General features: G+C 67.2%; 23 protein-coding genes and 1 pseudogene. 6 read left to right on the forward strand and 18 right to left on the reverse strand.

Annotated features, from left to right (window positions below; all coding sequences use genetic code 11):
* Positions 1–308: 308 nt before the first annotated feature.
* The 11 genes from era to serS form a co-directional block, all read right to left on the reverse strand.
* On the reverse strand, positions 309–1,268 hold the full coding sequence (gene era / locus ACSJJU_RS07020; RefSeq protein WP_435914608.1) for a GTPase Era: 960 nt from the start codon (positions 1,266–1,268) through the stop codon (positions 309–311).
* Positions 1,261–1,944 carry a ribonuclease III gene (rnc, locus tag ACSJJU_RS07025; protein ID WP_435914609.1) on the reverse strand — a complete coding sequence of 228 codons (684 nt, stop codon included), beginning with the start codon at positions 1,942–1,944 and terminating at the stop codon, positions 1,261–1,263. Before rnc ends, era begins: the two co-directional genes overlap by 8 nt.
* Complete coding sequence (lepB, locus tag ACSJJU_RS07030) at positions 1,941–2,807, reverse strand: signal peptidase I (RefSeq protein ID WP_435914610.1); 867 nt, start codon at positions 2,805–2,807, stop codon at positions 1,941–1,943. Before lepB ends, rnc begins: the two co-directional genes overlap by 4 nt.
* Before the next feature lie 79 nt (positions 2,808–2,886).
* Positions 2,887–3,291 (reverse strand): holo-ACP synthase, encoded by a 405-nt coding sequence (gene acpS, locus ACSJJU_RS07035; RefSeq protein WP_435914611.1) that lies wholly within the window; start codon positions 3,289–3,291, stop codon positions 2,887–2,889.
* Between the two features lie 87 nt (positions 3,292–3,378).
* A complete protein-coding gene (locus ACSJJU_RS07040; protein ID WP_435914612.1) occupies positions 3,379–4,122 on the reverse strand; it encodes a pyridoxine 5'-phosphate synthase in 744 nt (247 codons plus the stop codon).
* A 339-nt stretch (positions 4,123–4,461) separates the two neighbouring features.
* Positions 4,462–5,049 carry an orotate phosphoribosyltransferase gene (gene pyrE / locus ACSJJU_RS07045; RefSeq protein WP_435914613.1) on the reverse strand — a complete coding sequence of 196 codons (588 nt, stop codon included), beginning with the start codon at positions 5,047–5,049 and terminating at the stop codon, positions 4,462–4,464.
* 14 nt (positions 5,050–5,063) lie between these two features.
* A complete protein-coding gene (locus tag ACSJJU_RS07050) occupies positions 5,064–7,199 on the reverse strand; it encodes a RelA/SpoT family protein (RefSeq protein WP_435914614.1) in 2,136 nt (711 codons plus the stop codon).
* A gap of 264 nt (positions 7,200–7,463) precedes the next feature.
* A complete protein-coding gene (rpoZ, locus tag ACSJJU_RS07055) occupies positions 7,464–7,811 on the reverse strand; it encodes a DNA-directed RNA polymerase subunit omega (RefSeq protein WP_435914615.1) in 348 nt (115 codons plus the stop codon).
* 140 nt (positions 7,812–7,951) lie between these two features.
* Positions 7,952–9,193 (reverse strand): peptidoglycan DD-metalloendopeptidase family protein, encoded by a 1,242-nt coding sequence (locus ACSJJU_RS07060; RefSeq protein WP_435914616.1) that lies wholly within the window; start codon positions 9,191–9,193, stop codon positions 7,952–7,954.
* A 39-nt stretch (positions 9,194–9,232) separates the two neighbouring features.
* On the reverse strand, positions 9,233–10,006 hold the full coding sequence (surE, locus tag ACSJJU_RS07065; protein ID WP_435914617.1) for a 5'/3'-nucleotidase SurE: 774 nt from the start codon (positions 10,004–10,006) through the stop codon (positions 9,233–9,235).
* Between the two features lie 163 nt (positions 10,007–10,169).
* Positions 10,170–11,456 (reverse strand): serine--tRNA ligase, encoded by a 1,287-nt coding sequence (serS, locus tag ACSJJU_RS07070; protein ID WP_435914618.1) that lies wholly within the window; start codon positions 11,454–11,456, stop codon positions 10,170–10,172.
* Between the two features lie 470 nt (positions 11,457–11,926).
* On the opposite strand from serS, the gene ACSJJU_RS07075 reads away from it, so the two are divergent.
* The 3 genes from ACSJJU_RS07075 (at position 11,927) to ACSJJU_RS07085 (ending at position 16,262) form a co-directional block, all read left to right on the forward strand.
* Positions 11,927–13,486, forward strand: a complete 1,560-nt coding sequence (locus tag ACSJJU_RS07075) for an MBOAT family O-acyltransferase (protein ID WP_435914619.1) — start codon at positions 11,927–11,929, stop codon at positions 13,484–13,486.
* Positions 13,487–13,505: 19 nt separating this feature from the next.
* Complete coding sequence (locus tag ACSJJU_RS07080) at positions 13,506–14,777, forward strand: hypothetical protein (RefSeq protein WP_435914620.1); 1,272 nt, start codon at positions 13,506–13,508, stop codon at positions 14,775–14,777.
* Between the two features lie 306 nt (positions 14,778–15,083).
* Positions 15,084–16,262: a polysaccharide deacetylase family protein gene (locus ACSJJU_RS07085; RefSeq protein ID WP_435914622.1), complete on the forward strand. Its 1,179-nt coding sequence runs from the start codon at positions 15,084–15,086 to the stop codon at positions 16,260–16,262.
* Positions 16,263–16,358: 96 nt separating this feature from the next.
* Here the strand turns inward: ACSJJU_RS07085 and ACSJJU_RS07090 are convergent, their stop codons facing one another.
* Positions 16,359–17,810, reverse strand: coding sequence for a M20/M25/M40 family metallo-hydrolase (locus ACSJJU_RS07090; RefSeq protein ID WP_435914623.1), 1,452 nt, complete (start codon positions 17,808–17,810; stop codon positions 16,359–16,361).
* 83 nt (positions 17,811–17,893) lie between these two features.
* Complete coding sequence (locus ACSJJU_RS07095) at positions 17,894–19,222, reverse strand: diguanylate cyclase (RefSeq protein ID WP_435914624.1); 1,329 nt, start codon at positions 19,220–19,222, stop codon at positions 17,894–17,896.
* A 412-nt stretch (positions 19,223–19,634) separates the two neighbouring features.
* Here ACSJJU_RS07095 and ACSJJU_RS07100 point away from each other — a divergent pair.
* Positions 19,635–19,736 (forward strand): annotated as a pseudogene (locus ACSJJU_RS07100) (IS5/IS1182 family transposase); the annotation flags it as partial.
* A gap of 113 nt (positions 19,737–19,849) precedes the next feature.
* On the forward strand, positions 19,850–20,317 hold the full coding sequence (locus ACSJJU_RS07105; RefSeq protein ID WP_435914625.1) for an IS5 family transposase: 468 nt from the start codon (positions 19,850–19,852) through the stop codon (positions 20,315–20,317).
* 12 nt (positions 20,318–20,329) lie between these two features.
* On the opposite strand, the gene ACSJJU_RS07110 is transcribed toward ACSJJU_RS07105, so the two are convergent.
* Positions 20,330–20,647 carry a hypothetical protein gene (locus ACSJJU_RS07110; protein ID WP_435914626.1) on the reverse strand — a complete coding sequence of 106 codons (318 nt, stop codon included), beginning with the start codon at positions 20,645–20,647 and terminating at the stop codon, positions 20,330–20,332.
* A gap of 120 nt (positions 20,648–20,767) precedes the next feature.
* Here ACSJJU_RS07110 and ettA point away from each other — a divergent pair, with 120 nt between their 5' ends.
* Complete coding sequence (gene ettA, locus ACSJJU_RS07115; RefSeq protein WP_435914627.1) at positions 20,768–22,444, forward strand: energy-dependent translational throttle protein EttA; 1,677 nt, start codon at positions 20,768–20,770, stop codon at positions 22,442–22,444.
* A gap of 137 nt (positions 22,445–22,581) precedes the next feature.
* Here the strand turns inward: ettA and ACSJJU_RS07120 are convergent, their stop codons facing one another.
* The 4 genes from ACSJJU_RS07120 to ACSJJU_RS07135 form a co-directional block, all read right to left on the reverse strand.
* Positions 22,582–23,229: a TadE/TadG family type IV pilus assembly protein gene (locus tag ACSJJU_RS07120; RefSeq protein WP_435914628.1), complete on the reverse strand. Its 648-nt coding sequence runs from the start codon at positions 23,227–23,229 to the stop codon at positions 22,582–22,584.
* Positions 23,230–23,246: 17 nt separating this feature from the next.
* Positions 23,247–23,828 carry a TadE/TadG family type IV pilus assembly protein gene (locus ACSJJU_RS07125; RefSeq protein WP_435914629.1) on the reverse strand — a complete coding sequence of 194 codons (582 nt, stop codon included), beginning with the start codon at positions 23,826–23,828 and terminating at the stop codon, positions 23,247–23,249.
* Positions 23,829–23,840: 12 nt separating this feature from the next.
* Positions 23,841–25,667: a pilus assembly protein TadG-related protein gene (locus ACSJJU_RS07130; protein WP_435914630.1), complete on the reverse strand. Its 1,827-nt coding sequence runs from the start codon at positions 25,665–25,667 to the stop codon at positions 23,841–23,843.
* A gap of 248 nt (positions 25,668–25,915) precedes the next feature.
* Complete coding sequence (locus ACSJJU_RS07135; RefSeq protein WP_435914631.1) at positions 25,916–26,896, reverse strand: MlaA family lipoprotein; 981 nt, start codon at positions 26,894–26,896, stop codon at positions 25,916–25,918.

Raw genomic sequence — 26,896 nt, forward strand, 5'->3', positions numbered from 1 at the left:
GTCTTGGACCCTCCTGCACCTCCCTTGAGTTTGTCCGGCCGCGTTTCAGGCGCGCACTTGGAAACGCGGCCCGGTCCAGCCCGATGTCCTTCGGGTATTTCAAGCGGACGTGCGGGGTGAAGCGGAGGCGATTTCTGGAGGAGGAGGTCGTTAAATAGCGGTGTTTCAGGCGCGCACTGGAAACACGGCCGTGTTTCCTCCTGACAAAACAAGGGCCGTGCCCTTCCTGAAGCGCACGGCCCTTTAAATCGAACGGGAGGTGCAGGAGGGACGAGTCCCTCCTGCAAAACATTCCTGGAAAGAGGACATCACTCCACCCAGTCGAGGCCGATGTCCTTGTAGACGGAGCGGTCGTCGGCCCAGTCGGGTTTGACCTTGACGAACAGGAACAGGTGGACGCGGCGGCCGAAGTTGGCTTCCATTTCGGTGCGGGCGGCGGCGCCCAGTTGTTTGATGCGCGCGCCTTTGGCGCCGAGCACGATGGCCTTCTGGCTTTCGCGCTCGACGTAGATGACCTGGTGGATGGCGGCGGAGCCGTCGCGGCGTTCCTCCCACTTTTCGGTCTCGACGGTGGCCGAGTAGGGCAGTTCGTCGTGAAGCTGGTGGTAGATCTGCTCGCGGGTGATTTCGGCCGCCATGAGGCGCTGGGTGACGTCCGCCACCTGATCCTCGGGGTAGTGCCACGGGCTCTCCGGCATACGCCGGGCGAGGGCCTTCTTCACGTCGGCGACGCCGTCGCCGTGCTGGGCGGAGATCATGAAGGTTTCGTCGAAGGTCACGCGCTCGTGCAGCTTCACCGTCAGGGCGAGCAGCTTTTCCTTGGGCGTGATGTCCACCTTGTTGAGGACGAGGAACCGGGGCGCGCCGGACTGATCCTGCGCCAGGTTGGTGAGGATGCTGTCCACCTCCTCGGTGATGCCGCGCTTGGCATCGACGATGAGGCAGATCACGTCCGCGCCCTGCGCGCCGTCCCACGCGGCCTTGACCATGGCGCGGTCCAGCCGGCGGCGGGGGCGGAAGATGCCCGGCGTATCCACCAGCAGCAGCTGGGCGTTGCCTTCGATGGCGATGCCGATGAGGCGGGTGCGGGTGGTTTGCACCTTGGCGCTGACGATGGCGACCTTGCTGCCGACCAGCGCGTTGACCAGGGTGGACTTGCCGGCGTTGGGGGCGCCGATGATGGCGACTTCACCGCAGAACGTGGCGCCCTCGGACGGGCCTTCGCCGGGGCGAGGGGCCGGGGACGTGGGGGAGGTAATCTCAGTCATTCTTCTCTTCTCTGACCTTGGCGAGCAGGGCGGCCGCCGCCTGCTTTTCGGCTTCCTGGCGGGACTTGCCGGTCGCCTGGACGGGGTCCAGCGTGCGGACCGTCACCTCGACCGTGAACTGCGGCGCATGGTGCGGGCCGCTGCGGCCGACGATGGCGTAGGCGGGCAGCGGCAGGCCGCGTCCCTGCGCCCATTCCTGAAGGGCGGACTTGGGGTCTTTCTCCACCGTTGCCGCGCCGGTGAGCAGGGGCTCCCAGGCGGAACGCACGAACTTGCGGGCCGCTGCCATGCCGCCGTCGAGGTAGAGCGCGCCGATCAGCGCCTCGCACACGTCGCCGAGCACGTTGACGGTTTCGTTGACGCCCTGCTCGCGGGCGGTGCGCTCCAGCCGGATGTGGCGGGCAACGCCGAGGTCACGGGCGATGCGGGCGCAGGTCTGCCCGCGCACCAGCTCGACGAAGCGGCGGTTCAGCTTGCCTTCGCTCTCGTTCGGATGGCGTTCGTAGAGCCAGGTGGCGATGATGAGGCCCAGCACCCGGTCACCCAGAAACTCGAGCCGCTGGTAGTTGCGGCCCGGCAGCGAGGTGTGGGTGAGTGCCTCGACCAGCAGTTCGGCATTCCGGAAGCGGCGGCCGAGCTTCTGCTCGGCCCAGTCCTGCACGACCTCGGTGCTCATTCAACGGCCTGGAAAAGGCGGTTCCAGCGAACGGTCTTGTGCCACTTCCACGGCGTCCACAGCCGGGCCTCGCCGTTGGTGGAGAAGAACAGGAATTCGGCGCGGCCGACGATGTTCTCCGCCGGCAGGAAGCCGACGCCGTTCTCGGCGGCGGACATGCGGCTGTCCGCAGAGTCATCGCGGTTGTCGCCCATCACGAAGTAGTGACCGGCGGGCACGAAGTAGGGCCGGGTGGTGTCGCGCGGGCCATCGGGGATGAGGTCGAGCGTCAGGTAGCTGCGGCCGCCCGGCAGCGTCTCGCGGAACTGCGGGTAGCGGCAGGTGACGGTACCGTTGCCGTCGCTGACCCGGTAGAAGGGATACTTGGCCGCGCAGTCGGTGTTCGGGGAGACCTTCACCTCGAAGTCCTCCACCCGCTCGCGCCGGACCGGCTGGCCGTTGATGTGGAGCACGCCCTGGCGCATCTCGATCACGTCGCCCGGCAGGCCGATGACGCGCTTGATGTAGTCGGTGGAGTTGTCCGCCGGCAGCTTGAACACGATCACGTCGCCGCGCTTCACCTCGCCGCCGAACAGGCGCCCGTCGATCGGGGCCAGCCCGAGCGGGAAGGAGTAGCGGCTGTAGCCGTAGGGAAACTTGGAGACGAACAGGTAGTCGCCGACCAGTAGCCCCGGCAGCATGGACTCGGAGGGAATGTTGAACGGCTCGTAGGCAACCGAGCGGAAGCCGAGCGCGATCAGCACCGCGTAGACGATGGTTTTGACGAGTTCCTTGCTTTCATCAAACCAGCCGGTCTTGGCTTCGACAGGTTTGGAGGCGTTGGCGGATGCGGTGGCCTCCGTGGGGGTGTCTGGATCAGCCATTCTTCATAACCAAATATCGGGACGCCTGCTCTTGGCCCGCACGGGCAAAGCTGTCAAGTCGCACGGGACCAGCACGCGCTCAGGCCGGACGAGCCGTAATGAGAACAATTGCCTGCGCCCAGGGGTGGTCATCGGTCAAGGTGAGATGGATCTCCGCCGTCATTCCGGGAGGGGTGATCGCGGCGAGCCGTGCCGCCGCTCCGCCGGTGAGTGCCAGGGTCGGCTTGCCGGAGGGCAGGTTGACGACGCCGATGTCCTTGAGGAACACGCCCGCGCGAAAGCCGGTGCCCAGCGCCTTGGCGCAGGCCTCCTTCGCCGCGAAGCGCTTGGCATAGCTGGCGGCGCGGGTCAGCTCCCGCTTCTCCGACCGGGCGATCTCGATGTCGGTGAACACGCGGTTGATGAACCGCGCGCCGAACCGGTCCAGCGAGTTCTGAATCCGCTCGATGTTGCAGAGGTCGTTGCCGAGGCCGATGATGGTCATGGGGCGTATATATATCTTTTTCCGGGCGTTTTGCAGGCGGGGCCGGGCCCCTTCCGCAAAAGAGAAGGCCTCTCCCGACAATCCGCCTCAGAGCGCCGCCTTGCGGGCCTCGTCCATGGCGGTGCGCATCTGGCGGATGGCCTCCGCCAGGCCGACAAACACCGCCTCGCCGATGAGGAAGTGGCCGATGTTCAGCTCCACCACCTGCGGGATGGCGGCGATGGGGCCCACATTGTCGGTGCGCAGGCCGTGCCCGGCGTGGATTTCAAGGCCCAGCGAGGCGCCGAGCAGGGCCGCCTCGCGCAGACGGGTCAGCTCGGCCTGTTCGGCGGTGCCGGTGAGGTGGCAGTAGCGCCCGGTGTGCAGCTCGACCACCGGCGCGCCCAGCCGGGCGGCGGCCTCGATCTGGGCGGCCTCGGGCTCGATGAACAGGGAGACGCGGATGCCCGCGTCCTTCAGGCGGGCAACGATGGGGCGCAGGTGCTCGAACTGGCCGGCAGCGTCCAGCCCGCCCTCGGTGGTGCGCTCCTGCCGCCGCTCGGGCACGATGCAGGCGGCGTGGGGGCGGTGGCGCAGCGCGATCTCCACCATCTCCTCGGTGGCCGCCATCTCCAGGTTGAGGGGACGGCGCACCTCCGCCACCAGACGGGCGATGTCGTCGTCGGAGATGTGGCGGCGATCCTCCCGCAAGTGGGCGGTGATGCCGTCCGCCCCGGCCTCGACGGCGAGCAGCGCCGCCTTCACCGGGTCAGGATGCGCGCCGCCCCGGGCGTTGCGGATGGTGGCCACATGGTCGATGTTGACGCCGAGACGCTGATAAACTGCCGTCATGATGCACTCCCATCCGGTGAACGGTAGCACGTTCATTCTGCAGAGGAACCCCGTTCGCGGAGGCGAACATTCACCCGTTCGCGGAGGCGAACATTCACCCGTTCGCGGAGGCGAACATTCACCCGTTCGCGGAGGCGAACATTCAATAGCATCCTCCGCATTCCCATTCGTTTTATCGGACGCGTTTCCGGCGCTTGCCTCTGGGCGGTTTTACCGGCTTCTCCGGGTATCCGGAAGGCACCGCTGCAACTGCCAGACACGGCCAGACGCGGCCCGATAAATCGAACGGGAGGTTGCCAGGAGGGTCCGAGACCCTCCTGCAGAAAAAAATACCCCGGCTTACGCCTTCAGCCCGCGGCTGCCCGGCTTGATGGCCGGGATGGCGGCCAGTTCGGGCGGCAGCTGGTCGGGCTGGTAGGTCGGCACATCGAGGCGGATCAGCGGGAAGAAGGGCACGCCCAGATCCACCTTGCCGTTGGAGCGGTCAACCAGCGCACCGGCAGCGACGACGCGCCCGCCGTTGGCCTCGATGGTGGCGATGCACTCGCGGGAGGAGAGGCCGGTCGTGACCACGTCCTCCATCATGAACACGCGCGCGCCCGCCGGGATCTCGAAGCCGCGGCGCAGCTGGAACTGGCCCTCGACCCGTTCGGTGAAGATGCCCTCGACGCCCAGCGCCCGGGCCATTTCGTAGCCGACGACAACGCCGCCCATGGCGGGGGAGACGACGAGGTCGATCTGGTCGCGGATCTCGGCGGGGATCGCCGCGGCCAGCGCCTTGCACAGCTTCTCGGCGCGCCGCGGGTTCTTCAGCACCAGGGCGCATTGCAGGTACATGGGAGACCGCAGGCCCGAGGACAGGATGAAGTGGCCCTCAAGCAGGGCGCCCGCTGCGCGGAATTCGGCAAGAACCTCGTCGTTCGTCATGGTCTCTACAATCCTTACAACCTGATGCGCTCAACCGAGCTGACAACCTGCGCTGCCCTAAGCGCCGCCTGCACCCTTGTCAAATGGCGCAGGTCGATCACCTCCACGTCCAGCTCGAAGGTGAAGAACTGGCGGTCGCGGTGGGTGAGCTTGAGATTGGCGATATTGGCGTCGCTCTGGCCGAGAATGGTGGCCACCGTCGCCAGCGCGCCGGGCTCGTTCCGCATCACCACCGCCAGGCGGGTGACGAAACGCTCGGCCCGCTCCGCGTCGCCATGCCAGCGCAGGTCGATCCACAGCTCCGGCTGGTCGGAGAAGGACTCCAGCGTCTTGCAGTCGATGGCGTGCACATTGACGCCCTGACCGGTCTCGCGAATGCCGACAATGCGGTCGCCGGGGATGGGGTGGCAGCACTCCGCCAGATGCACGATCGCGCCGGGGGTGAGCCCCTGGATGGACAGCGCCAGCGGCGCGTTGCCGGACTCGGGCTCGGGGGCGGCCTTGCGGCGGCGCGGCTGCCCGCCGGTCGAGCCGGGCAGGATCGCCTCCATCACCACCTCGTCGGCGAGCTGGTGGCGGGCGAGGGCCAGATACAGCGCCTCCTCGTCCGGCAGCTTCAGCCGCTCCACCGCGTCGCGGATCGCCCCGTCGGCCAGCGGCACCTTGATGCGCTCGATGAGCGCATCGAGCAGGCGGCGGCCGAGCGCAATGCCGTCTTCCCGTTCCTTCTGGCGCACATAGCGGCGGATGGCAGAGCGGGCCTTGCCGGTGATGGCGAAGGTCTCCCACGCCGGGTCCGGCTGCTGGGCGGAGGAGCGCAGGATCTCCACCTGGTCGCCGTTGTTCAGCACCGTGCGCAGCGGCACGACGCGGCCGTTCACCTTGGCGCCGACGGCGGTGTCGCCGAGGCGGGAGTGGACGGCATAGGCGAAGTCAACCGGCGTCGAGCCTTTCGGCAGCTGGATCAGCTCGCCCTTCGGGGTGAAGCAGAACACCTGGTCCTGGTACATCGCCATCTTGGTGTGTTCCAGGAACTCCTCCGGGCTGGAGGCGTGTTCGAGGATTTCGAGCAGGTCCTGAATCCAGGGGGATTGCTGGCCGCTTTCCGGGTGGATGTGCTGCTTGTAGGCCCAGTGGGCGGCAAGGCCCAGTTCCGCCTGGGCGTGCATCTCGCGGGTGCGGATCTGGATCTCGATGCGCATGCGGCCCGGCCCCATGACCGTGGTGTGGACCGAGCGGTAGCCGTTGCGCTTGGGCGTCGAGATGTAGTCCTTGAAGCGGCCGGGCACGGTCGGCCAGCGGCCGTGGATGATGCCGAGCGCGCGGTAGACCTCGGGCACCGTCTCGACGATGACGCGGAAGGCGACGATGTCGGAGAGCTGCTCGAAGCTGATGTCCCGCTCCTGCATCTTCTTCCAGATGGAGTGGGGGCGCTTCTCCCGCCCCAGCACCTCGGCTTCGAGGCCGTGCTGGTGGAGCAGGTATTCGATGTCCTCGATGACGCGGGGCACCAGGTCGCCTGCCGTCTCGCGCAGCTGGGTCAGGCGCTTGGTGATGGACTCATAGGCCTGAGGCTCGAGCTCGCGGAACGCGATCTCGGTCATCTCGTCCTTGAATTCGTACATGCCGATGCGCTCGGCCAGCGGCGCGTAGATCTCCAGCGTCTCGCGGGCGATGCGGCGGCGCTTCTCCTCCTTGGGGATGAAGTGGAGGGTACGCATGTTGTGCAGCCGGTCCGCCAGCTTGACCAGCAGCACGCGGATGTCGTCCGACATGGCCAGCAGGAACTTGCGGAAGTTCTCGGCCGCGCGCTCGGACTCGGTCTGCGCCTCGATGCGGGAGAGCTTGGTGACGCCGTCCACCAGCCGGGCCACGTCGGGGCCGAACAGCTGCTCGATCTGCTCGTAGGTGGCGACCGTGTCCTCGATGGTGTCGTGCAGGATGGCGGTGGTGATGGTCTCGCAATCCAGCTTCAGGTCGGTGAGGATGCCGGCAACCTCGATGGGGTGGGAGAAGTAGGGGTCGCCGCTGGCGCGTTTCTGGGTGCCGTGCGCCTTCATCGAGAAGACGTAGGCGCGGTTCAGCATATCCTCGTCTGCGTCGGGATCGTAGGATTTTACCTTTTCGACCAGTTCATACTGTCTCAGCACGGGGGAACCCAAACCTCACTCGTTACGTCAGACCCGAGGATGCGGATCCCTCGCCAAATCCCGCCTCTCCGGCCTGCTTATCAGGCGTTAGGTAGCGAATATAAGAGGTCATTTCGAGGGGAACCAGCCGGGGCAGGCGTATTTTGCGCATTTCTGCAACAGGTGTGGCATGGCCTCTGCGGCCGGACCGATGCCGGGCAGAAAGAAAAGAGCCGCCCCGGCAGGTCCGGGACGGCTCTTTCGCATCGGTTCTGGCGGGCGGAATCAGTCCTCGCCGCCGTCGTCTTCCTCCACGGCCGGGCGCGGCGGCTGGGACGCGGTGAGGCGCAGCGCGGCGGCGGAGGCGGCCAGCGAGACCTCCTCGTCCGGGATCTCGTCCTTCACCTCGACGACCTTCTGCATCGACTGGATGAGAGCCTCGCGCAGTTGCTCCGGCTGGACGGTTTCCTCTGCGATCTCGCGCAGGGCGACAACCGGGTTCTTGTCGCGATCGCGGTCAACCGTCAGCTCGGCACCGCTCGAAATCTGGCGGGCGCGCTGGGCTGCATAGAGCACCAGGTCGAAGCGGTTGGGAACCTTTTCGACGCAATCCTCAACGGTGACGCGTGCCATGATAGAGCCTCATCTGAAAACCTTTGGAGAACGGCGGGCGCTAACAGCTTACGGGAGCGGTGTCAAGTCGCAGCCCTTCGGAGTCGGCGCACCATCGCCCAATCTAGTCGGCGTGCCGGGGCGTGCAAGGGGAAGAATGGCTAGCTGACCGGACTGGGCGGCAGATGCTTGAGCGGATCGACCGCCCGACGCCCGCGCCGGATCTCGAAATGCAGCTGCGGCCGGTCCACCGAGCCGGTCGCCCCGGCCCGGGCGATGGGCTCGCCCGCGCGCACCGTGTCGCCGCGCTTGACCAGCACCGCCTCGTTGTGGGCGTAGGCCGTCACCCAGCCGTCGCCGTGCTTGATGAGAACGAGCCAGCCGAAACCCTTGAGGCCGTTGTCCGCGTAGGCGACCACGCCCGGCGCGGCGGCGCGCACGGTCGCGCCTTGCGTGGCGGCGATGTTGATGCCGTCGTTGTGCAGGCCCCCCTGCTTGGGGCCGAAGGTGGAGAGCAGCCGCCCCGTCAGCGGCCAGGTGAAGGTGCCGGAGAACGCCGCCGGCTCAGGCAGCGGCTTCGGGGCCGCCGCGGCGGTCTGGGTCCCGGGCTTTGCCTGGGCGGCTTGCGGCGTCTGGGCGGAGGGGGCGGCCGGGGCGGCGGAGGCGGTGCTGCCTGCCGGGCGGGCCGCCAGCTGGCGGGGCGCCTCGCCCGTGCCGAGGGCGGGCGAGGCGGGCAGGCGCAGGCGCTGGCCCACCCGCACGGCATAGGGCTTTTCCAGATTGTTGAGCCGGGCCAGCGTCGTCAGATCCGTGCCGTAGGCGCGGGAGATGCTGTAGCCAGTCTCGCCCGGGCGCACCACGTGATAGCGCGCCGCCGGGATGGTGAGGGTCTGGCCCGCCTGCAAGGTGTAGGGCGGCTCCAGATTGTTGGCGACGATCAGATCGCGCAGCTCGACCCCGGTGCGGCGGGAAATGGCGAACAGCGTCTCGCCCCGCTGCACCGTGACGGTGCCGCCGCCGACGGTGTGCACGTTGGTCTGGGCGACGGGAGGCGCGGCGCTTGCCGACGCCGCGCGTGCCGTGCCGGATGCGCCAGACGTGGCGGACCCGGTAGACGTGGTGGACCCGGTCTTCGCGGCACTGGCGGACTTCGCGGCGGTGGCGGACGTTCCGGTCTTCTTGGCAGAAGTTCCGGTTTTGGCGGACGTTCCCGTCCTGGCAGAGTTGGCCGGTTCGGCGGGCCGGGTCTGGCTCGCCGCGCGGGCAGGCGGCTGGGTCTTCTGCGCCTGCTCGGCCGCCTGGCGCTGGCGGATCTCGTCATAGCCCGAGACGTAGCCGGACGTGCAGGCGGACAAGGTCACGAGCGCGGTTGCCGCGAGGATATGTCGGGTGCCTTTCGTCACGGGCGGAAGTCTAGGGGCAATGCGCCGCCAGAGAAAGACTTAACCGTTCCGCTGGGCAAAGGCGTTGGTGAGCGCGGCCATGGAGCCACGGTGCGTCAGGTCCAGATGCAGCGGCGTGACCGAAACAAAACGCTCCCGCACCGCCTTCAGGTCGGTCTCGTGGCCGGGCTCGGAGATCTCGCGGCCAAGGCCGAACCAGTAGTAGGTGAAGCCGCGCACATCGACCCGCTCCTCGATGAGCGGCTGGCCGTAGTCGCGGAATCCCTGCTCGGTGACGCGCACGCCGCGCACCTCTTCGGCCGGGCAGGGCGGGAAGTTGATGTTGATGAGCACGTTCTCCGGCCAGCCCGCCGCCAGCAAAGTCTTCAGCACCGGCACCGCATGGGCGCGGGCGGCGGCGAACGCCTCCGTGCCCACGGGCCGCTCGATGGTCGCCTGCGACAGGGCGACGGAGCGGACGCCCGCCAGCGTGCCTTCCATGGCGGCGGAGACGGTGCCGGAGTAGGTCACGTCCTCCGCCAGGTTCGCGCCCCGGTTGACGCCGGAGAGGATGAGATCGGGCTTCGGGCCCTCGATCAGCCGGCCAATGGCCATCATCACGCAATCGGTCGGCGTGCCGCGCACGCCGAAACGCCGCTCCCCGAACCGCTGCACCCGCACCGGATGGGACAGGGAGAGGGAGTGGCCCGCGCCCGACTGCTCCTCGAGCGGGGCCACCACCCAGACATCGTCGCTCAACTGGCGGGCGATTTCCTCCAGCACCTGAAAGCCGGGCGCGTGGATGCCGTCATCGTTGGTCAGGAGAATGCGCATGGATCAACTCAACCTCGACTGGAGCGAAATCATGCGAGGGGCTCGCCCCTCGCGCTCCCTTTCATTTTCAGGGCCGCACCCTTCATGGCGGACACGACCCTTTCTGATCGAATGGGAGGTGCAGGAGGGTTGAGACCCTCCTGCATGTTGACAACCAACCACCCTACGCCTGCGGCTCCAGCCGCTCGATGCCGCCAAGGTACGGCCGCAGGGCTGCTGGAATGACCACGCTGCCGTCCGCCTGCTGGTGGTTTTCGAGGATGGCGACCAGGGTGCGGCCGACGGCCAGCCCCGAGCCGTTGAGCGTGTGCACGAAGCGGGTGTTCTTCTCGTTCTTCGCGCGGGTGCGGGCGTTCATGCGCCGGGCCTGGAAGTCGCCGCAGTTGGAGCAGGAGGAAATCTCGCGGTAGGTGTTCTGGGCGGGCAGCCACACCTCGATGTCGTAGGTCTTGCGGGCGGAGAAGCCCATGTCTCCCGAGCAGAGCAGCACGGTGCGGTAGGGCAGCTCCAGCTTTTCCAGAATGGTCTCGGCGCAGCGGGTCATGCGCTCGTGCTCGGCCTCCGACTCCTCCGGCGTGGTGATGGAGACCAGCTCCACCTTGGTGAACTGGTGCTGGCGGATCATGCCGCGGGTGTCGCGCCCGGCCGCGCCCGCCTCGGCGCGGAAGCAGGGGGTGGCGGCGGTGAGGCGCAGCGGCAGGGCCTCGGTCGGCACGATCTCCTCGCGCACCAGGTTGGTCAGCGACACCTCGGCGGTCGGGATCAGGTAATAGGGGGTCTCGCCGGTGGTCTTGAACAGATCCTCCTCGAACTTGGGCAGCTGGCCCGTGCCCATCATGGTCTCTGGGCGCACCAGGTAGGGGACGCTGGCCTCGGTGTAGCCATGCTCCCCGGTCTGCACGTCCAGCATGAACTGGGTGAGGGCCCGCTCCAGCCGGGCGATCTGGCCCTTCAGCACCACAAAGCGCGCACCCGAGAGCCGGGCCCCGGCCTCGAAGTCGAGCCCGAGCCCCGCGCCCACGTCCACATGGTCCTTCGGCTCGAAATCGAACGCGCGCGGCGTGCCCCAGCGGCGGATCTCCACGTTGGCGGTCTCGTCCGGTCCTTCCGGCACGTCGGCGGCGGGCAGGTTGGGGATCTCGGCGAGGCGGGCGTTGAGGCGCGCCTGCACCTGCCGCTCCTTCTCCTCCAGCGCAGGCAGCTTCTCCTTGAGCGCCGCCACCTCGGCCATCAGCTCTTGCGCCCGAGCCTCATCCTTCTGCGCCTTGGCCTGGCCAATCAGCTTGGAGGCCTCGTTGCGGCGGGCCTGAGCCTGCTGCATCTCGGTGAGGACAGCGCGCAGCTCCTGATCGAGCGCGAGAATCTCGCCGCTCAGCGGGGCGAGACCCCGGCGGGCAAGCCCGGCGTCAAAGCCCTCGGGATTTTCACGGATGAAGCGGATGTCGTGCATGGCGCGCGCCTCTCGACAGCAAAACTGTTGGACCGGCGCTTCGTGTGGCCTTTCATCCGCCAAAACTCAAGACCGCAATGTGCGGACACGCCCGGATCGGGGGGATCGGCCGGGCCGGGCGCGGCGGCGGGGCAGGCGCCGGAAGTAAGCTGAATGTTCTGAATTGATACGTGATAACAATGACTTGCGGGAAATTTTTTTCACCCTTGTGTCTGGAAAGGACGGGCGGTCACCCTATAAGTGAACCTGTGCGTGAGCACTGGTAAGCGCACCCCCTGTTTCCGCTGCGCGCTGCGTTCCCGGGTCTTTTCCTGTTCCCCCGTCTTTTATCCGTTCCGCGTCTTTCGTTCGTTCCGCAGCCTTCGTTCGTATCGCCACGTTTTCCGCCGTTCTGACGTGTCCGCCGTTTTCACTGCGGCTCCGGCCGGCGCCTCTGGCGCCGTCAGGCCGGGGCGCGGCGGGGAGAAGCCATGCTGTTCAACAGCTACGAATTCATCCTTGCGTTCCTGCCGATCACGCTCGGCGTGTTTCTCTGGCTGAAGCGGAACGCCGCCGGCGCGCTGGCGGTGCCGTGGCTCGCGGCGGCCTCGCTGTTTTTCTACGGCTGGTGGAAACCGGTCTACCTGTTGCTGATCGGCACCTCCATCGCGGTCAACTACATGGCGGGGCTGGCGCTGGGCGGCGTCTGGCCCGGAGGCGGGCGGCGGCCGGGGCCGGGGGCACGGCGGTGGATCGCCATCGGCGGCGTTGCCTTCAACCTCGGCCTCATCGGCTATTTCAAATACGCCGGATTTCTGGTGGAGACGGTCAACGCCGCCACGGGGGCAGGGCTGTCGCTGGGGCCGGTGGTGCTGCCGCTGGCGATCTCCTTCTTCACCTTCCAGCAGATCGCCTACGTGGTCGATACCTACAAGGGCGAGCCGTGCGAGACGAGCCTCGGGCGCTATGCGCTGTTCGTCTCCTTCTTTCCGCAGCTGATCGCCGGGCCGGTGGTGCGCGCCCAGCTGGTGCTGCCCCAGTTCCGCCGCCTCTCCGGCCGCCACTGGGATGAGCGCCATCTGGCGGTGGGCCTGGCCATGTTCGGCATCGGCCTCGTCAAGAAGGCGGTGATCGCGGACAGCGTGGCCGCCTGTGCCAACCCGGTGTTCGCCGCCGCCGACGCCGGGGCGTCGCCCGACCTGCTCACCGCCTGGAGCGGGGCGCTGGCCTACACCTTCCAGCTCTACTTCGACTTCTCCGGCTATTCGGACATGGCCATCGGCGCCGCGCTCATGTTCGGCGTGCGCCTGCCGCTCAACTTCAATTCGCCCTACAAGGCGCGCAGCATCAGCGACTTCTGGCGGCGCTGGCACATGACGCTCTCCGCCTTCCTGCGGGAGTATCTCTACATCGCGCTCGGGGGCAACCGGCGGGGCCGGGTGCGCCGCTACGCCAACCTCATGACCACCATGGCGCTGGGCGGCCTGTGGCACGGGGCGGGGTGGACGTTCGTCGCCTGGGGCGTGCTCCACGGTGCCTACCTGTGCGTGAACCACGGCTGGAACGTCCTCGCGCCCCGGTGGCTCGTCCGCCTGCGCGCCTACCACCTTGCCTGCTGGCTGGCGACCTTCCTCGCCGTGGTGGCGGGGTGGGTGCTGTTCCGCGCCACCAGCCTCGCGGGCGCGGGGCGGATGCTGGAGGGGATGCTCGGCCTGAACGGCTTTGCCCTGCCAGCCGGGCTGGCAGCGCAACTGGGGCCGCTCGGTGCGTGGCTCGCCGCCCACGGCCACAGCGACCCCGGCCTCAGCGGCCAGCAGTTCGTGCTCGCCTGGAGCTGGATCGCGGTGCTGCTGGGCGTCACCACCCTCTGCCCCAACAGCCAGCAGATCCTGTCGCGCTACCGCCCGGCGCTGCACATCGGCCAGCCGCCGCTGCGCCGCCCGCTCGCCTGGCGGCTGAGCATGGGCTGGGCGGTGGCCTCGGGCGTTGCCTTCGCCGTGGGTCTGTTCGCGTTGCCGCGCGTCTCCGAATTCCTCTACTTCCAGTTCTAGCCGGCGGGGAGGCACCATCATGTCGGCCAAGCGGTTCCTGCGCACCAGCCTGCTCTCGACCGGGGTGACGATCGGCGGCTTCCTCGCCGCGACGGTCATCATCGACCCCTACGACTACTGGGGCACGCCCCGGCGGGAGGGCATCAACCTCTACAAGCCCAAGGTGCACAGCCACCTGAAGATCGCCAAGACCGGGCAGTACCTGCGCCAGAAGCCGCGCACGGTGCTGGCGGGCAACAGCCGGGTGGACGTGGGGCTCGATCCGCAGGACGCGGCCTGGCCAGCGGCGTTCCAGCCCGTCTACAACTTCGGGCTGCCGGGCGAAGGCATGGCCAGCGTCATCGAGACGCTGACGGCCGCCATGGCCCGGCACCGGCCGGAGCGGGTGTATCTGGGCGTTGATTTCTTCGACTTCCTCGTGCCGGAGGACCAGTGGTCCGGGTTCGACGGCGCGGCGCTGCCCCCGCGCCAGGCCCGGCTCCCGGCGCGGCTCAAGGGGCTGGCCGGCACCACCGTGTCGCTCGACGCGCTGGTGGATTCCGTGCTCACCCTCGTGGAGCAGGGCGAGGTCCATCCCGCCGACACGCGGGCCAACGGCTTCACGCCGCTGGAGAACTATCACGGGCACGTGGCGCGGGAAGGGCACGCCGCCCTGTTCGAGCAGCGGACGCGGGAGACGGTGGAGCGGCTGCTGACCCGGCCCCGGCGCATGGCGTGGCCGGGGCCCGGCCGCAATCCCGCCTGGGCGCGGCTGGAGCAGTTCCTCGCCTTTGCCCGCGCGCAAGGGGTGACGGTGGTGCTGTTCACCTATCCCTACCATGCGGAGCTGCTGGAGACGCTGCGGCAGACCGGCCGGATGGAGGACCTGAAGCAGTGGCATGTGCGGCTGGCGGCGCTTGCCGCGCGGGAGGGTGTGCCGCTGTGGTCCTTCCTCGGCTACAACCGGCAGACGATGGAGGCGGTGCCCCGGCCTGGCGACTACACCACCCGGATGCGCTGGTATTGGGAGGCCGGTCATTTCAAGCCGGCGCTGGGCGGGCTGATGGTGGCGCGCATGACCGGCGCCAGCACCCTGGAAGACTTTGGCCGCCTGCTGACCCCCGGAACCGTCGGCGCCGCGCTCGCTGATCTGGAGGCGGACGGGGAAGCCTACCGGGCCCGGCCGGATGCCGCCAGCGCGCGCGTTGCCGCCTATGTGCGCGCCCTCGGCAGGGTGCCCCGCGCCGGAGGCGAGGACGTGCAGCAGTCCGCCGAACTGCCTGCCGCGATGGCCGCCAGTAACAAACTTTAAAAACGCAAGTAACGACAGAGCCGGCCGCGCTGACGTGCGCCCGTGCCTCCACGCTTGGCCGGGGGCGTGGGGCCGGTGTGACTGTGCGCGGGTAGTTTACTCACGAAAACAGAGGGTTGATGGCGAAGCAGGTGCTTCCGTCCGGGGTTCGATTATGTCGTGAGGGAAGCGAAAATGATGGAATAATGTTATCTATATGTAACCATTTTTCTTGTTTCGATCAAATAAAGACTCTATGTTTCGTTAATGGGAGGGAATGAATGCCGAAGAACGGGTCGTTCGGCATTCTTGATTAACGAGACATTCATGCGTCTTCTGAAGTTATCCGTGCTTTTCCTGGCGAAATCGCTGGGGGGGTTCTGGCTCGCACAGCGGCTGACGGCCCGACAGCTGCGTATTCTCTGTTATCACGGCATCTGGATCGGCGACCGGCCCCGCATGGGCGACAAGCTCTTCATGGAACCGGAGACCTTCCGCCAGCGCCTGTTGCTGCTGAAAAAGGGCGGTTACCGGGTGGTCGCGCTGAGCCAGGCGGTGGAGGAGCTGGCCAATGGCCGCCTGCCGCCCAAGACGGTGGTCATCACCATCGACGACGGGTGGGCCACCACCCGGTCGCACATGGTGCCGGCCCTGCGGGAGGTGGGCTTCCCCTCGACCCTCTATCTGACCAGCTATTACGTCGAGAAGGCCACGCCCGTTCTCAACATTCTGGTGCAATTCCTGTGGACGCGCGCCACCAAGAGCGGGCTGAGCCCGATGGATGCCCTGCGCGCGGTCATCGCCGAGGCGCAGGCCGACGGGCACGGCGCGGAGATCGACATCGAGGCGATGGACAGCATGGCGCTTGAGGACGGCAAGGCGGTGTTCGCCGGGCTGCTCGAAAGCCTGCCGACCGTGTCGCAGCGGCTGGAGCAGGTGCAGCGCCTCGCGGAGCTGCTGGACGTGGATATCCGCGCCGCCGTGCGCGGGCGCTGGTTCGACCTGATGACGCCCGAGGAATTGCGGGAAGCCCAGCGGGCGGGCATGGAGATCCAGCTGCACACGCACCGCCACCGGTTCCGCACCGCCAGCCCGGCGGAGAGCCATCAGGAGATCACCGAGAACCGGACCCTGATCGCCGGTCTGCTGGGCGTGCCGGAGACGTCGCTGGTGCATTTCTGCTATCCGAGCGGGGGCTACAACGCGGGGCAGTGGCCGGTGCTGGCGGCGCTCGGCATCCAGACCGCCACCACCATCGAGGAAGGGCTGAACACCTCCCGCACGTCCCGCTACGGGCTGAGGCGGTTCCTCGACGGCGAGAATGTCACCCCGCTGGAGTTCGAGAGCTACCTGAGCGGCTTCTCCGAGCTGGTCGCCGGGCTCAAGGGCCTGCTGCACGGCCGGCGGGGCGACCGGCCCGAGGCCGGGTCGTCCGACGAATGGGCCATCGGCAGCGGCGCGCTGGCCAAGGCGCCCCAGCCGGGCTCCCACACGCAGACGGCGTAACAGCCGCTGGCGCAGGACAACAAAAAGGGGCAACAAAAAAGGGCTGCGGTGGTGCCGCAGCCCTTTCTGTTTGGATCTTGGGACTCCGCTGCCGGATTAATTGCCGGAGGCGGTGTTCGGCGCGTCCGCCACCCGGGCCTGGCGATAGTCACCGTCCAGTTCCGCCGCCAGATAGGCGAACACGGTGTAGGCCGCCGCCGTCTGGTTGAGGCGCTTGCGCTCGATCCGGTCGATGGTGTCGTCGGGCGTGTGGTGGGTGTCGAAATAGTCGCTGCCCTCCAGCGCCAGATTCACCACCGGCACGCCGTGCTGCATCATCGGTCCGATGTCCGGCCCGCCGTGGGCGGCGTTGTCGCCCCGGTAGATGCCGAGCGGCGTCAGCGCGTTCTGGATGCGCACGATCGACGGGTGCTTGGGATCGGCCACGCGGGTGTTGAAGGCGTAGACCGGCCCCTGGCCGAAGTCGGCTTCGGTGGCGAGAATGTGCTTGCCCATCTCCGCCTTGTGGGCCTCGGCATAGGCCTTCGCGCCGAGAAGGCCGTATTCCTCCGCGCCGAACAGCACCACGCGGATGGTGCGCTTCGGCCGCTGCGGCAGATCGCGGATCAGCTTGGCGGCGGTGGTGACCACCGCAACGCCCGCGCCGTCGTCAATCGCGCCGGTGCCCTGATCCCAGCTGTCCAGATGCGCGCCGATGAGGATGATCTCGTCCGGCTTCTCGCGCCCCTTCACCTCGGCGATGATGTTCTGGCTGGTCACGGTGCCCGGATGGCTGGGGGTGAGCTTCAGCTTCACCTTGACGGTGTGGCCCCGGGCCACAAGGCGCTCGATCTGCTCCGCATCGGGCGGGGAGATGGCCGCTGCCGGAATCTTCGGCGCGCCTTCCGCGTACACCTGCGAGCCGGTGTGGGGGAAGCGGTGGTCATGGGTGCCGAGCGAGCGCAGCAGATAGGCGACCGCGCCGCGCTTGGCGGCTTCGGACGCGCCGGCGCGGCGGATGAGACCGGCGGCGCCGTAGCCGCTGCCGTCCTGCGCGCGCACGGTCTTTTCGGTGACGAGCGCGATCTTGCCCTCAAGCGAGCCCTCCGGCGCTGCCAGCAGGTCGGCATAGCGCTTGAAGACCACCACCTCCGCCTCGATGCCCTCCGGCGGGGTGGCGACGCTGGTGCCGAGCGCGGTCACCACCAGCGGCTGGGGGGCGGGCCCGGTGATCTCGGCCTTTTCCTCACCGCGCAGCCAGCCGGTGATGGTGAAGCTCTCCTGCCGCACGGAGTCGAAGCCGAGCGCCTTGAGACGGGCGACGGCCCAGTCGGCGGCGCGCTTCTCGGCTTCGGTGCCCGCAAGGCGCGGGCCGATCTCGGTGGTCAGGTCGGTGACGATCTGCATGGGCAGGTCGCTGGCCAGCGCCTTGGCGGCAAGATCCGCCGCAATCGCATCGGGAGACCGGGTGGTCGCGGCCGGTGCGGCCACCGCAAGGCCGGTCGCAGGCAGCATCGGGGCGGCGCTGAGCAGCAGCGCGCCAAGCACGGAAACAATCGGTGTTTTCATGGATATCCCTCCGTTGCGGCACACGTTAGTGGGGACGGTGCCCCCATCGCAACGGGGTGAGCAAGAAAAATTCAATCGCCGGGTCAGAGCGCTTCCGCCAGCCGGGAGCAGACCCGGTTCCGGCCCTCCGCCTTGGCGCGGTAGAGCGCGGCGTCGGCCATGCCGAGGGACTGGGAGAGGCCCTTGGCGGGGGGGCGGCGATGATGGGTCAGCCCGATGCTGATGGTGACGGCGAGCGGCGCATCCCTGTCGATGTCGATGCGGAGGTCCTCGACGGCGCGGCGCACCCGCTCGGCCAGCGCCTCGGCGGCCAGCGGATCGGTCGCGTCCAGGGTGACGGCGAATTCCTCGCCGCCGAGACGGCCGAACAGGTCCGCCTTGCGCAGCTCCCCGGCAATGGCGGCAGTGACGGCGCGGATGACGACGTCGCCCGCCTGATGGCCGTACCGGTCGTTGATCTGCTTGAAGTGGTCGATGTCGATCATCAGCAGGGCAAAGCCGTGGTCGCCGGACAGGCTGTCGAGCACGGCGCGGGAGCGCGACAGAAAGGCATGGCGGCCAAGGATGCCGGTCAGGCTGTCCAGCGTCGCGGCGCGCTCCAGCTTGTCGAACAGCACGCGCTGGAGGGTCATGATGTTGGTGACGGTCAGCGGCCCCAGCACCAGCACGGCGATGCCGACGCGGAAGGAGGCCGTGCCGTCGAGAAAATCATAATGGTCGGAGGTCACCATGAACCCCGAGCCCTGCGCCTGGAGCATCACCACGCTGAACGCCAGCATGATGACGCTCATGGGGAACAGGCGGTAGGTCATGGAGCACCACAGCAGCGCGGGCACGGAAAAGGCGATGGCCCCCGGGCCGCCGACGACGATGGCGGCGGCAACCGAGGCGCAGAGCGATGCCAGCGGCGCCAGATGGCGGACAACCTCCTTCCACGGCCGGCGCAGGGGATCGGGGAGACCGCGGATCGTCTCCAGGTCCATGGTCAGGAGAACCGGCAGGAGGATGGTGTAGTTGATCAGCTCCGCCGTGAACCAGTAGACAAGACCGGTGAGGACGGAGCGGTCCAAGAGGCCGGGGGCGAGGCCGCAGCCGATGAGGGCCGCGCCGGTGGCGGCGCTGACGCAGATCAGGAAGAACCGCAGCATGGACATGGGGCGGCGCAGGCGGCGGTCCTCCTCGTCGAGAAGCTGGAAGCCGAGCCAGGCGCACGCCACGCCGCCCAGATTGGCAGCGGTCAGCCAGAGGTTGGTGGCCAGCGGGTCGCCGCTCAGGTTCCCGGCGAGGAGATAGCCCAGAAGCGCGCTCAGCCAGCCGGAGCGGCGGGCGAGTTCGGGCCAGGTGACGAACAGGCCAAGGAGGATGGCGTTCGCCGGCCAGACGACGGCGAGAAACCCCAGGGGGCGCGTCATGATGCCGATGAAGGAAGCGGCAAAGACGGCAAATCCCACCAGAAATAGGCGGACCGGCAGGCTCGGAGTCCAACGGGCTAGGCGGTGCAGGGAGTCGTCAGGCCTTTGGTCGCTGAACTCACTCCCGGTTCCTGACATGCGTTCGGTCACTCTGCACTCCCGCTCCGTGCGGCCAATGGCGCAGGCCTATGCCGAATATCGCCGGCAAATACCAGCAAGTTGGTAGAGTTTCTGGCGGGATTTTTGCTGATTTGGTAACTAGGGTCCGGACCCATAAACAGGATTCACATGGTTGCCGCGATGTGATTCACCTGCCTTTGGCGAGGAGGCACCATCGATGGCGGATTTCTTCTGGTTTTCAGATGAGCAGTGGGCGCGGATCGAGCCGCTCTTGCCGACCGATACGCGCGGGATGCCGAGGGTCGACGATCGGCGTGTGCTTTCCGGGATCGTCCATGCGCTGAAGAGCGGCGGGCGCTGGGGTGACTGCCCGGAGCACGTCTATGGGCCGAAGAAGACGCTCTACAACCGCTTCCGGCGCTGGGCCGAGCGAGGCGTGTGGGAGCGCATCTTTGCCGACCTTGCCGGGATGGATGGCGTACCCTCCAGGCTGTTCATCGACAGCTCGTGCATCAAGGTCCACCGCACCGCCGGCGGCGCAAAAGGGGGGCCTTGGCTCATGGTATCGGCATCACCAAAGGCGGCAGGAACACCAAGCTCCATGCGGTCTGCGATGAAAAGGGCCGTCCCCACGTCCTGCTCCTGACACCCGGCAACACCCACGATGCCAAGGTCGCCATGCTGGCGATCGATGCCGTCCCGCCGTCAGATTACCTGGTCGCCGACAAGGGCTACGACAGCAACGCCCTGCGCTCATGGCTGATCGAGCGCGGCACCACGCCGGTCATCCCGTCAAAGTCCAACCGCAAGGTCCCAATCGACCACGACCGCCAAATCTACCGGCAGCGCAACGTCGTCGAGCGCATGTTCTGCCGCTTCAAGGACTGGCGCCGCGTCGCCACCCGCTTCGATCGAAGCATCAAAACCTTCATGGCAACCATCGCCATCGCCGCCTTCGTCACATGGTGGCTCTAATGAGTCCGGACCCTAGTGTTGCAGTTGTGACGAACGTGAACGCGCCCGCAGGGGTTGTAACGTGTGCGCATCGTTCCGGGCTGGCTGCGTCTGCCACAGAAGGGCAAGGCCGATCAGAACGCCAAACCCTGCGCCGACCAGACCGAACAGGCCCACCAGCGCGGCCAGCGTCCAGAAGCCGCCGCCCAGCACCGCGTAGCCGAGGTCGGCGATGTTCTTGGCAAGGCAGATCACAAGCACGCTCCCGCCGCCAAGCGCGCCGCAGAGACTGCACAGCCACGGGATGGCAAGGCGGGCGGGAAGGCGGAGAGAGGGTGGGGAGGAGCGCATGCCGGGGGGTCTCCTTGCGCTCAGGTGTCCGACGGCCCCATGCCGCAGCCTCTCGGGTTGTTAAGTGGGGCGACGTTCGCTATCTGAACCCGACAACTGCCGCCAGACATCAGGACATCCATGAGCTATCAATACGTTTACGTCATGAAAAACCTGTCCAAGACCTACCCGGGCGGGAAGCAGGTCTTGAACAACATAACGCTCAGCTTCTTGCCTGGTGCCAAGATTGCCATCATCGGCGTCAACGGCGCGGGCAAGTCCACGCTCATGAAGATCATGGGCGGGCTGGATACGGAATTCACCGGCGAGGCCTGGGCTGCCGAGGGCGCGCGCGTGGGCTATCTGCCGCAGGAGCCGGAGCTTGATCCCACCAAGGATGTCCGTGGCAACGTGATGGACGGGGTGCGCGACATCGCGAACCTCATCGACCGCTACAACGAGATCGCGGCCAAGATGGGCGACCCCGGCCCGGACGATGATTTCGACGCGCTCATGACCGAGATGGGCGAGCTGCAGGAAAAGATCGACGCGGTGGACGGCTGGACGCTCGACAACCAGCTGGAAATCGCCATGGACGCGCTGCGCTGCCCGCCGCCGGATGCGGACGTGACCAAGCTGTCGGGCGGCGAGAAGCGCCGCGTGGCGCTGTGCCGCCTGCTGCTGGAAAAGCCGGACCTGCTGCTGCTGGACGAGCCGACCAACCACCTGGACGCGGAGTCCGTCGCGTGGCTGGAAAAGCACCTTCAGGAATACAAGGGCACGGTCATTCTCGTCACCCACGACCGCTACTTCCTCGACAATGTGGTGTCGTGGGTGCTCGAACTCGATCGCGGCCGGGGCATTCCGTTCGAGGGCAACTATTCGGCCTGGCTTGAAGCCAAGCAGAAGCGCCTGGCGCAGGAAGAGCGCGAGGAGGAGGCACGCCAGAAGGCCATCGCCGACGAGCTGGAGTGGATCCGCTCCAACCCGAAGGCGCGTCAGGCCAAGTCCAAGGCGCGTATCAAGGCGTTCGACGAACTGGTGAAGGCGCAGAACGACCGCGCGCCGGGCCGGGCGCAGATTCTCATCCAGACGCCGCAGCGCCTCGGCGACACGGTGATCGAGGTGCAGAACCTCTCCAAGTCGTTCGGCGACCGCGTGCTCATCGACAACCTGTCGTTCAGCCTGCCGCCGGGCGGCATCGTCGGCGTGATCGGCCCCAACGGCGCGGGCAAGACCACGCTGTTCCGCATGCTGCTGGGCCTCGAAAAGCCGGACAGCGGCACCATCCGCATCGGCGAGACGGTGCAGCTGGGCTACGTGGACCAGAGCCGCGATGCCCTCGACCCCAACAAGACGGTGTGGGAAGAGGTCTCGGGCGGGGCCGACGTGTTCTACTTCGGCAAGCACCAGATCTCGACGCGCGCCTATGTGGGGGCGTTCAACTTCCGCGGCCCCGACCAGCAGAAGAAGGTGGGCCTGCTCTCGGGCGGTGAGCGCAACCGCGTGCACATGGCCAAGATGCTGGCGCGGGGCGGCAACGTGCTGTTCCTCGACGAGCCCACCAACGACCTGGACGTGGAAACCCTGCGCGCGCTGGAAGAGGCGCTGGAGAATTTCGCCGGCTGCGCCGTGGTCATCAGCCACGACCGCTTCTTCCTCGACCGTCTGGCGACGCACATTCTCGCCTTCGAGGGTGACAGCCACGTGGAATGGTTCGAGGGCAACTTCCAGGCCTACGAGGAGGACCGCATCCGCCGCCTCGGCGTGGAGGCGGCCCGTCCGCACCGCATCACCTACAAGAAGCTGACCCGCTGACCGGGACCAGCGCACAAGCAGAAAAAAAGAGGGTCCGGGGAGCTGGCGCTTCCCGGACCTTTTTTCATGAGGTGGCTGACCAGTTTTTTTTGAGGACAGAACCGGGCGGCCCTTGCCGCGTCATGGCGCGGCGCTGATCAGATCTTCTGGCCCTTGGCGTTGTACTGGGTCACGTCCGTGCCGCATTTGGACTTGGGCGGGGTGTCGTCATCGGTGATGACGCCGAAGCTGAGCGAGCGCGGCATGTAGACGGCGACGTGCGAAATGATCGGCTCGTCGGAAAACAGCGCGTCGAACAGCAGGGGCTTGTATTCCATGGTCGCCTGCGCGACGACGGTAATCGCTTCGTCGGGAAGCTGGATGTTGCGCGGCAGCAGCACGTTCTTGTTGTTGGACGAGCCGATCTCGCTCGGAAAATCCACCCGCTTGCCGTCGCACCGCTGCCACAGGATGGTGTTGCCCACGTTCGGCCCGCCGCCGCGCACGGCGGTGATGTAGACCCGGCCGTTCTCCATGATGTCCAGCGGCTTCATCACCATGTTGGCGGAGAGGAACAGGTCGGAGATCTGGCCCTCCAGCACGCCGACGGGGGACTGGGCGGTCAGGTCCGCCAGCATGGTGGCGACGCGCGTCACCTTCATCCGCGCCAGGATGTAGTTGGCCATTTCCAGCCCGCCCGTGAACACGAGAATGAGCACGGGCGCGGCGAATGCCAGCTCGACGAAGCTGATGCCGCGCTGATCGCGCCTCAACCGGCGAAGCAATGTGCGAAGGGCGATCCTCATGGCGTTCGGCTGGCCTCTCAGTCCTCGCACTTGTAGGGCTCGTTGCGCGCGACGGTGCTGGCGGTGAGGGTCATGAAATCCTTGCCGCCCAGCAGCGGCATGTTGAGGAACAGGGTCGGCGCCTTGACCTCGGCGGTGTAGACGACCACGTCGCCCGGCCCGCCCAGATCGCCCACCTTGCCCCGGTCCTCGGACCATTTTCCGTCGCCATTGATATCCAGGTAGGAGTCGCCCGGATCGTAGCGTCCGTTGTTGTTGACATCGAGGGTGAGGGGCTCGGGCTTGCCGACCGAGCCGAAGCCGTCCGCGTAGGAGCGGGCCTCCACCTTCAGGGTGCTGCCGTCGATGTTGTACGGGGCCATGACGCGGCGGATTTCCGCCTCGATCATCTCGGCGCGGTTTTCCGCGCAGCCCACCGACTTGGTGATGGCCATGCGGGCGGCATCCCGGATCGCGCCATTGAGGCTCGCCTGTTTCAGCGCCTGGTAGCCGATGTCGAAACCGCCCAGCAGCAGCGCGACGAGCACGGGAAAGCCGAACGCGAATTCGACCGTGTAGCCGCCCCGTTCATCCCGCAGGAGGGCGCGCAGGACCGTCATGCCCATCCCCCCTTACTCCACCAGATGGAGCTGCACGAGATCGACGGCGATGGAGCGGAACGCGCCCTGCAAGGCGGCCGGATCGGCGGTGTCGAAGAAATAGCGCGGGCTCGTGGCGCAGGTGCGGTAGATCTCGCGCGTCGCCTGGTCATTGGAGTCGATCTTGAAGGCGATGGTGTAGACGCGGATGCCGTCCTGCCGCGCCGCCTCGCACACCTTCAGCAGACGCAGGGCCATCTGGCTTTCCGCTTCCTGATCCCGGTCGGGGAGCTTGCTGCTCAGCGCCTTCTGGTAGGGCGTGCGGTAGGCGGTGTAGTAGCCGTGGCTGATGTAGAGATCCTTGCCCTGGCTGTCGGTGCGCTTGCGCTGGCTGGCGGTGAGGTCAAGGCTGTCGCTGGTGTTGATGTAGTCGATGTTGCCGTCCGTCATCAAGATGATGGCCTCGACCTCGGGCTTGTTGCGCGGATTGTCCGGCACGATGCCGTTGAACAGATGGGGCGCGCGCAACATGCGGTAGGCCCAGGCCATGCCGAGGTTCGAGTGGGTGCCGTAGCCCGGATTGACGGCGTAGTTGTTTTCGTCGATCCACTTCTTCAGGTCCTGCGGCTTCGCGCCCCATTTGGGGAGCAGGGCCTGGGCGGGGCAATCCGCGTTCGGCGAGGGGTAGGTGTCGGCGCCCGGAATCCACAGCTTCGGTTGGGGCCATTGCAGCGAGACCTGCCCCTTGGAATTCTTGGTGGCGTAGGCCTGCCAGCTGTCGCGGGAGCGGGTGCGCGCCCGGATCTTGGTGGGATCGATGTTCTTGCTGGTGTCGAGGATGCTCTGGCCCGCAAGGCCGGTGCTGCCGTCGTACCAGGTCTTCATGACATCCTTCCAGATGCCGGTGTTGAGCTTGGTGTCCAGGTTGTAGAGGTTGTACGGCAGCAGGGGCGGCGAAAGCTGGGGCATGAACAGCGGCACGCCGCTCTCGCCCGGCGTGCGGGCGTGGGTGTCGTGCGCGCCCGCATCCATGACGGTCGACGGCGTGGAGATGTCCTGAATGGTGTAGGCGCTCTCGATGCAGCCCGCCCAGCCCAGCTTGTTGGAGGAGGAGGGCGGCGCGTCGGTGAAGGGCGGCATCCAGTGGACATACTCCTTCTTCAGATGCCAGCCGACGTTCACGGTCGTGGTGTAGGGGATCATGCCGATGGCGATGGAATCGTGGGCTTCCGGATCGCCCGCGTAGACCGTGTCGACAAACGTCTTGGCCGCCTGGCGCAGCGCCTGGATGCGGGTCATGCCGCTGCCGGCGCTGTTCTTCATGGAGCCGGTGTTGTCGAGAACGAGGATCGCCTCCAGCGCGTTGAACTTCTTGCCCGTCGCCACCTCCGCCTCGGCGGAGAGGGTGAAATAGGCGAGACTGTCCCCGAAGATGCGCAGGAAATGGGTGGGCATGCGCACCTGCGCCTCAAGCCGCAGGTTGACCGAATCCGAGAAGGCAGGGTCCGGCGCTTCCTCCGGCGAGATCACGAACCGGGTCTGGGTGGTGCCCATGTAGCCATCCGGGAAGTTGGCCCGGAAGTAGCGCTCGATTTCCTCGTTGCGCTTCTGGGTGTCGCCGGTCACCGTGCCGCCCGCCAGCACCGCGGCGTCCACCGCCGCCCGCAGCTGGGACTTCACCAGATAGGCCGAGCCCACGTCGACAGCGGCGCCGACCGCCCCCAGCAGGGGGATGAGGCCCGCCGCGATCATCGGCAGGGTGGTGCCGTGGCTGTCCGCCAGCAATCGGCGCAGCCGCGCCCGCCGGCGCTTGCAGGAAGGGACGTGCGTCAATGATCTGTCCGCCAGTCTGACACTCATGGCGACTCCTCGGCAACGGTGGGGGACCAAGGGCAGCGCAGCGCATGCCTGTCCAGACCATGCCGATGTGTACGGGAATCTTGTTAACGGTCAGCAAACAGGCACCGTTAAGAGGAAAGTGCTAGTTGTTAACCGTAAACGGCGCCATGCCGGGCGCTGGCCCGGTGTCAGGGGCGGGCCGGGGACTGTGCGGGGTGGGGAAGGTGCGGGCGCCCGGCCAGGCGGGCACCCGCGCGGATGTGAGGCCTCTAGAGGCTTGCCACCGGCTGCGCCGCCAGGGCGATGAGATCAACAGGCGCGTTGCCCTCGGGCCCGGGTTCGGTGGTTGCCGGATCGGTGTTCGCCGGCTCGGCAGCCGCGGGTTCGGTGGTCGCCGGATCAGTGGTTGCAGGCTCGGCAGAATCAGGCTCGGTGGTCCGGGATTCGGCCGGGGCGGGCGCACCGGCGGCCCCGCTCTGGAGAACGTCCGACGGCAGGGCGTTGTCCGCATCCTCGCCGAAGATATCGTCCTCGTCGGACGGCGCCTGGATCTCGCCGTCGGAAATCGCGAAGGCCCGGTTCTGGCGATAGGCCGAGCGGATGAACACATAGGGGTCGTCCGCCGTCTTGAGCAGCGGGTCAACCGTGTCGATGGCGTTGGAGCGGGTGTCGATGGCCTTGGCGGCGAAGGTGCCGTAGTAGGCCTTCTTGCCCAGTTCCTTCTCGATGACGATGCTGGCCGGATCGCCCAGGAACTGCACCACGTCGCCGATGAAGTCGCGCGGGTTGGACGGGCCGAGGAAGGGGAGAACCAGATAGGGCCCCTCCGGGATGCCCCACACGGCGAGCGTCTGGCCGAAGTCCTCGCGCTGTTCCTTGACGCCGAGCTTGGTCGCGGGGTCCGTGAGGCCCGCGATGCCGATGGTGGTGTTGATGATGAAGCGCCCGAGCGCGTTGGCGGCGACGCCCGGCTTGGCCTGCAGCAGCGCGTTGATGAAGGTGAACGGCTCGCGCAGGTTGTTGAAGAAGTTGGTCACGCCCTTGCGGACCGGCTTGGGCGTGATGGCGCGATAGCCCTTGGCGACCGGCTTCAGCAACACCCGGTCCACACCCATGTTGAACTCATGGACGGAGCGGTTGGTCTGCTCGAAAGGGTCATCATCGGCCGCGTGCACGGGGCCTGTGAACGAAACCGACAACGCGATCAGCGCCGTCGCGCCCATAAGCTGCTTGCGCCCGAGTGACATCAT

The organism is Pedomonas sp. V897, from assembly GCF_051304405.1.
Classification (GTDB): Bacteria; Pseudomonadota; Alphaproteobacteria; order Sphingomonadales; family Sphingomonadaceae; genus Pedomonas.

Bases quoted from the DNA above. Each gene is read 5' to 3' on its own strand.
- rnc (WP_435914609.1), bottom strand. From the start codon at position 1,944: ATGAGCACCGAGGTCGTGCAGGACTGGGCCGAGCAGAAGCTCGGCCGC.
- ACSJJU_RS07040 (WP_435914612.1), bottom strand. From the start codon at position 4,122: ATGACGGCAGTTTATCAGCGTCTCGGCGTCAACATCGACCATGTGGCC.
- rpoZ (WP_435914615.1), bottom strand. From the start codon at position 7,811: ATGGCACGCGTCACCGTTGAGGATTGCGTCGAAAAGGTTCCCAACCGC.
- ACSJJU_RS07120 (WP_435914628.1), bottom strand. From the start codon at position 23,229: ATGAGGATCGCCCTTCGCACATTGCTTCGCCGGTTGAGGCGCGATCAG.
- ACSJJU_RS07075 (WP_435914619.1), top strand. From the start codon at position 11,927: ATGCTGTTCAACAGCTACGAATTCATCCTTGCGTTCCTGCCGATCACG.
- lepB (WP_435914610.1), bottom strand. From the start codon at position 2,807: ATGGCTGATCCAGACACCCCCACGGAGGCCACCGCATCCGCCAACGCC.
- era (WP_435914608.1), bottom strand. From the start codon at position 1,268: ATGACTGAGATTACCTCCCCCACGTCCCCGGCCCCTCGCCCCGGCGAA.
- pyrE (WP_435914613.1), bottom strand. From the start codon at position 5,049: ATGACGAACGACGAGGTTCTTGCCGAATTCCGCGCAGCGGGCGCCCTG.
- ACSJJU_RS07135 (WP_435914631.1), bottom strand. From the start codon at position 26,896: ATGATGTCACTCGGGCGCAAGCAGCTTATGGGCGCGACGGCGCTGATC.
- ACSJJU_RS07085 (WP_435914622.1), top strand. From the start codon at position 15,084: ATGCGTCTTCTGAAGTTATCCGTGCTTTTCCTGGCGAAATCGCTGGGG.
- ACSJJU_RS07125 (WP_435914629.1), bottom strand. From the start codon at position 23,828: ATGACGGTCCTGCGCGCCCTCCTGCGGGATGAACGGGGCGGCTACACG.
- acpS (WP_435914611.1), bottom strand. From the start codon at position 3,291: ATGACCATCATCGGCCTCGGCAACGACCTCTGCAACATCGAGCGGATT.
- surE (WP_435914617.1), bottom strand. From the start codon at position 10,006: ATGCGCATTCTCCTGACCAACGATGACGGCATCCACGCGCCCGGCTTT.
- ACSJJU_RS07095 (WP_435914624.1), bottom strand. From the start codon at position 19,222: ATGACGCGCCCCCTGGGGTTTCTCGCCGTCGTCTGGCCGGCGAACGCC.
- ACSJJU_RS07090 (WP_435914623.1), bottom strand. From the start codon at position 17,810: ATGAAAACACCGATTGTTTCCGTGCTTGGCGCGCTGCTGCTCAGCGCC.
- ettA (WP_435914627.1), top strand. From the start codon at position 20,768: ATGAGCTATCAATACGTTTACGTCATGAAAAACCTGTCCAAGACCTAC.
- ACSJJU_RS07130 (WP_435914630.1), bottom strand. From the start codon at position 25,667: ATGAGTGTCAGACTGGCGGACAGATCATTGACGCACGTCCCTTCCTGC.
- serS (WP_435914618.1), bottom strand. From the start codon at position 11,456: ATGCACGACATCCGCTTCATCCGTGAAAATCCCGAGGGCTTTGACGCC.
- ACSJJU_RS07110 (WP_435914626.1), bottom strand. From the start codon at position 20,647: ATGCGCTCCTCCCCACCCTCTCTCCGCCTTCCCGCCCGCCTTGCCATC.
- ACSJJU_RS07080 (WP_435914620.1), top strand. From the start codon at position 13,506: ATGTCGGCCAAGCGGTTCCTGCGCACCAGCCTGCTCTCGACCGGGGTG.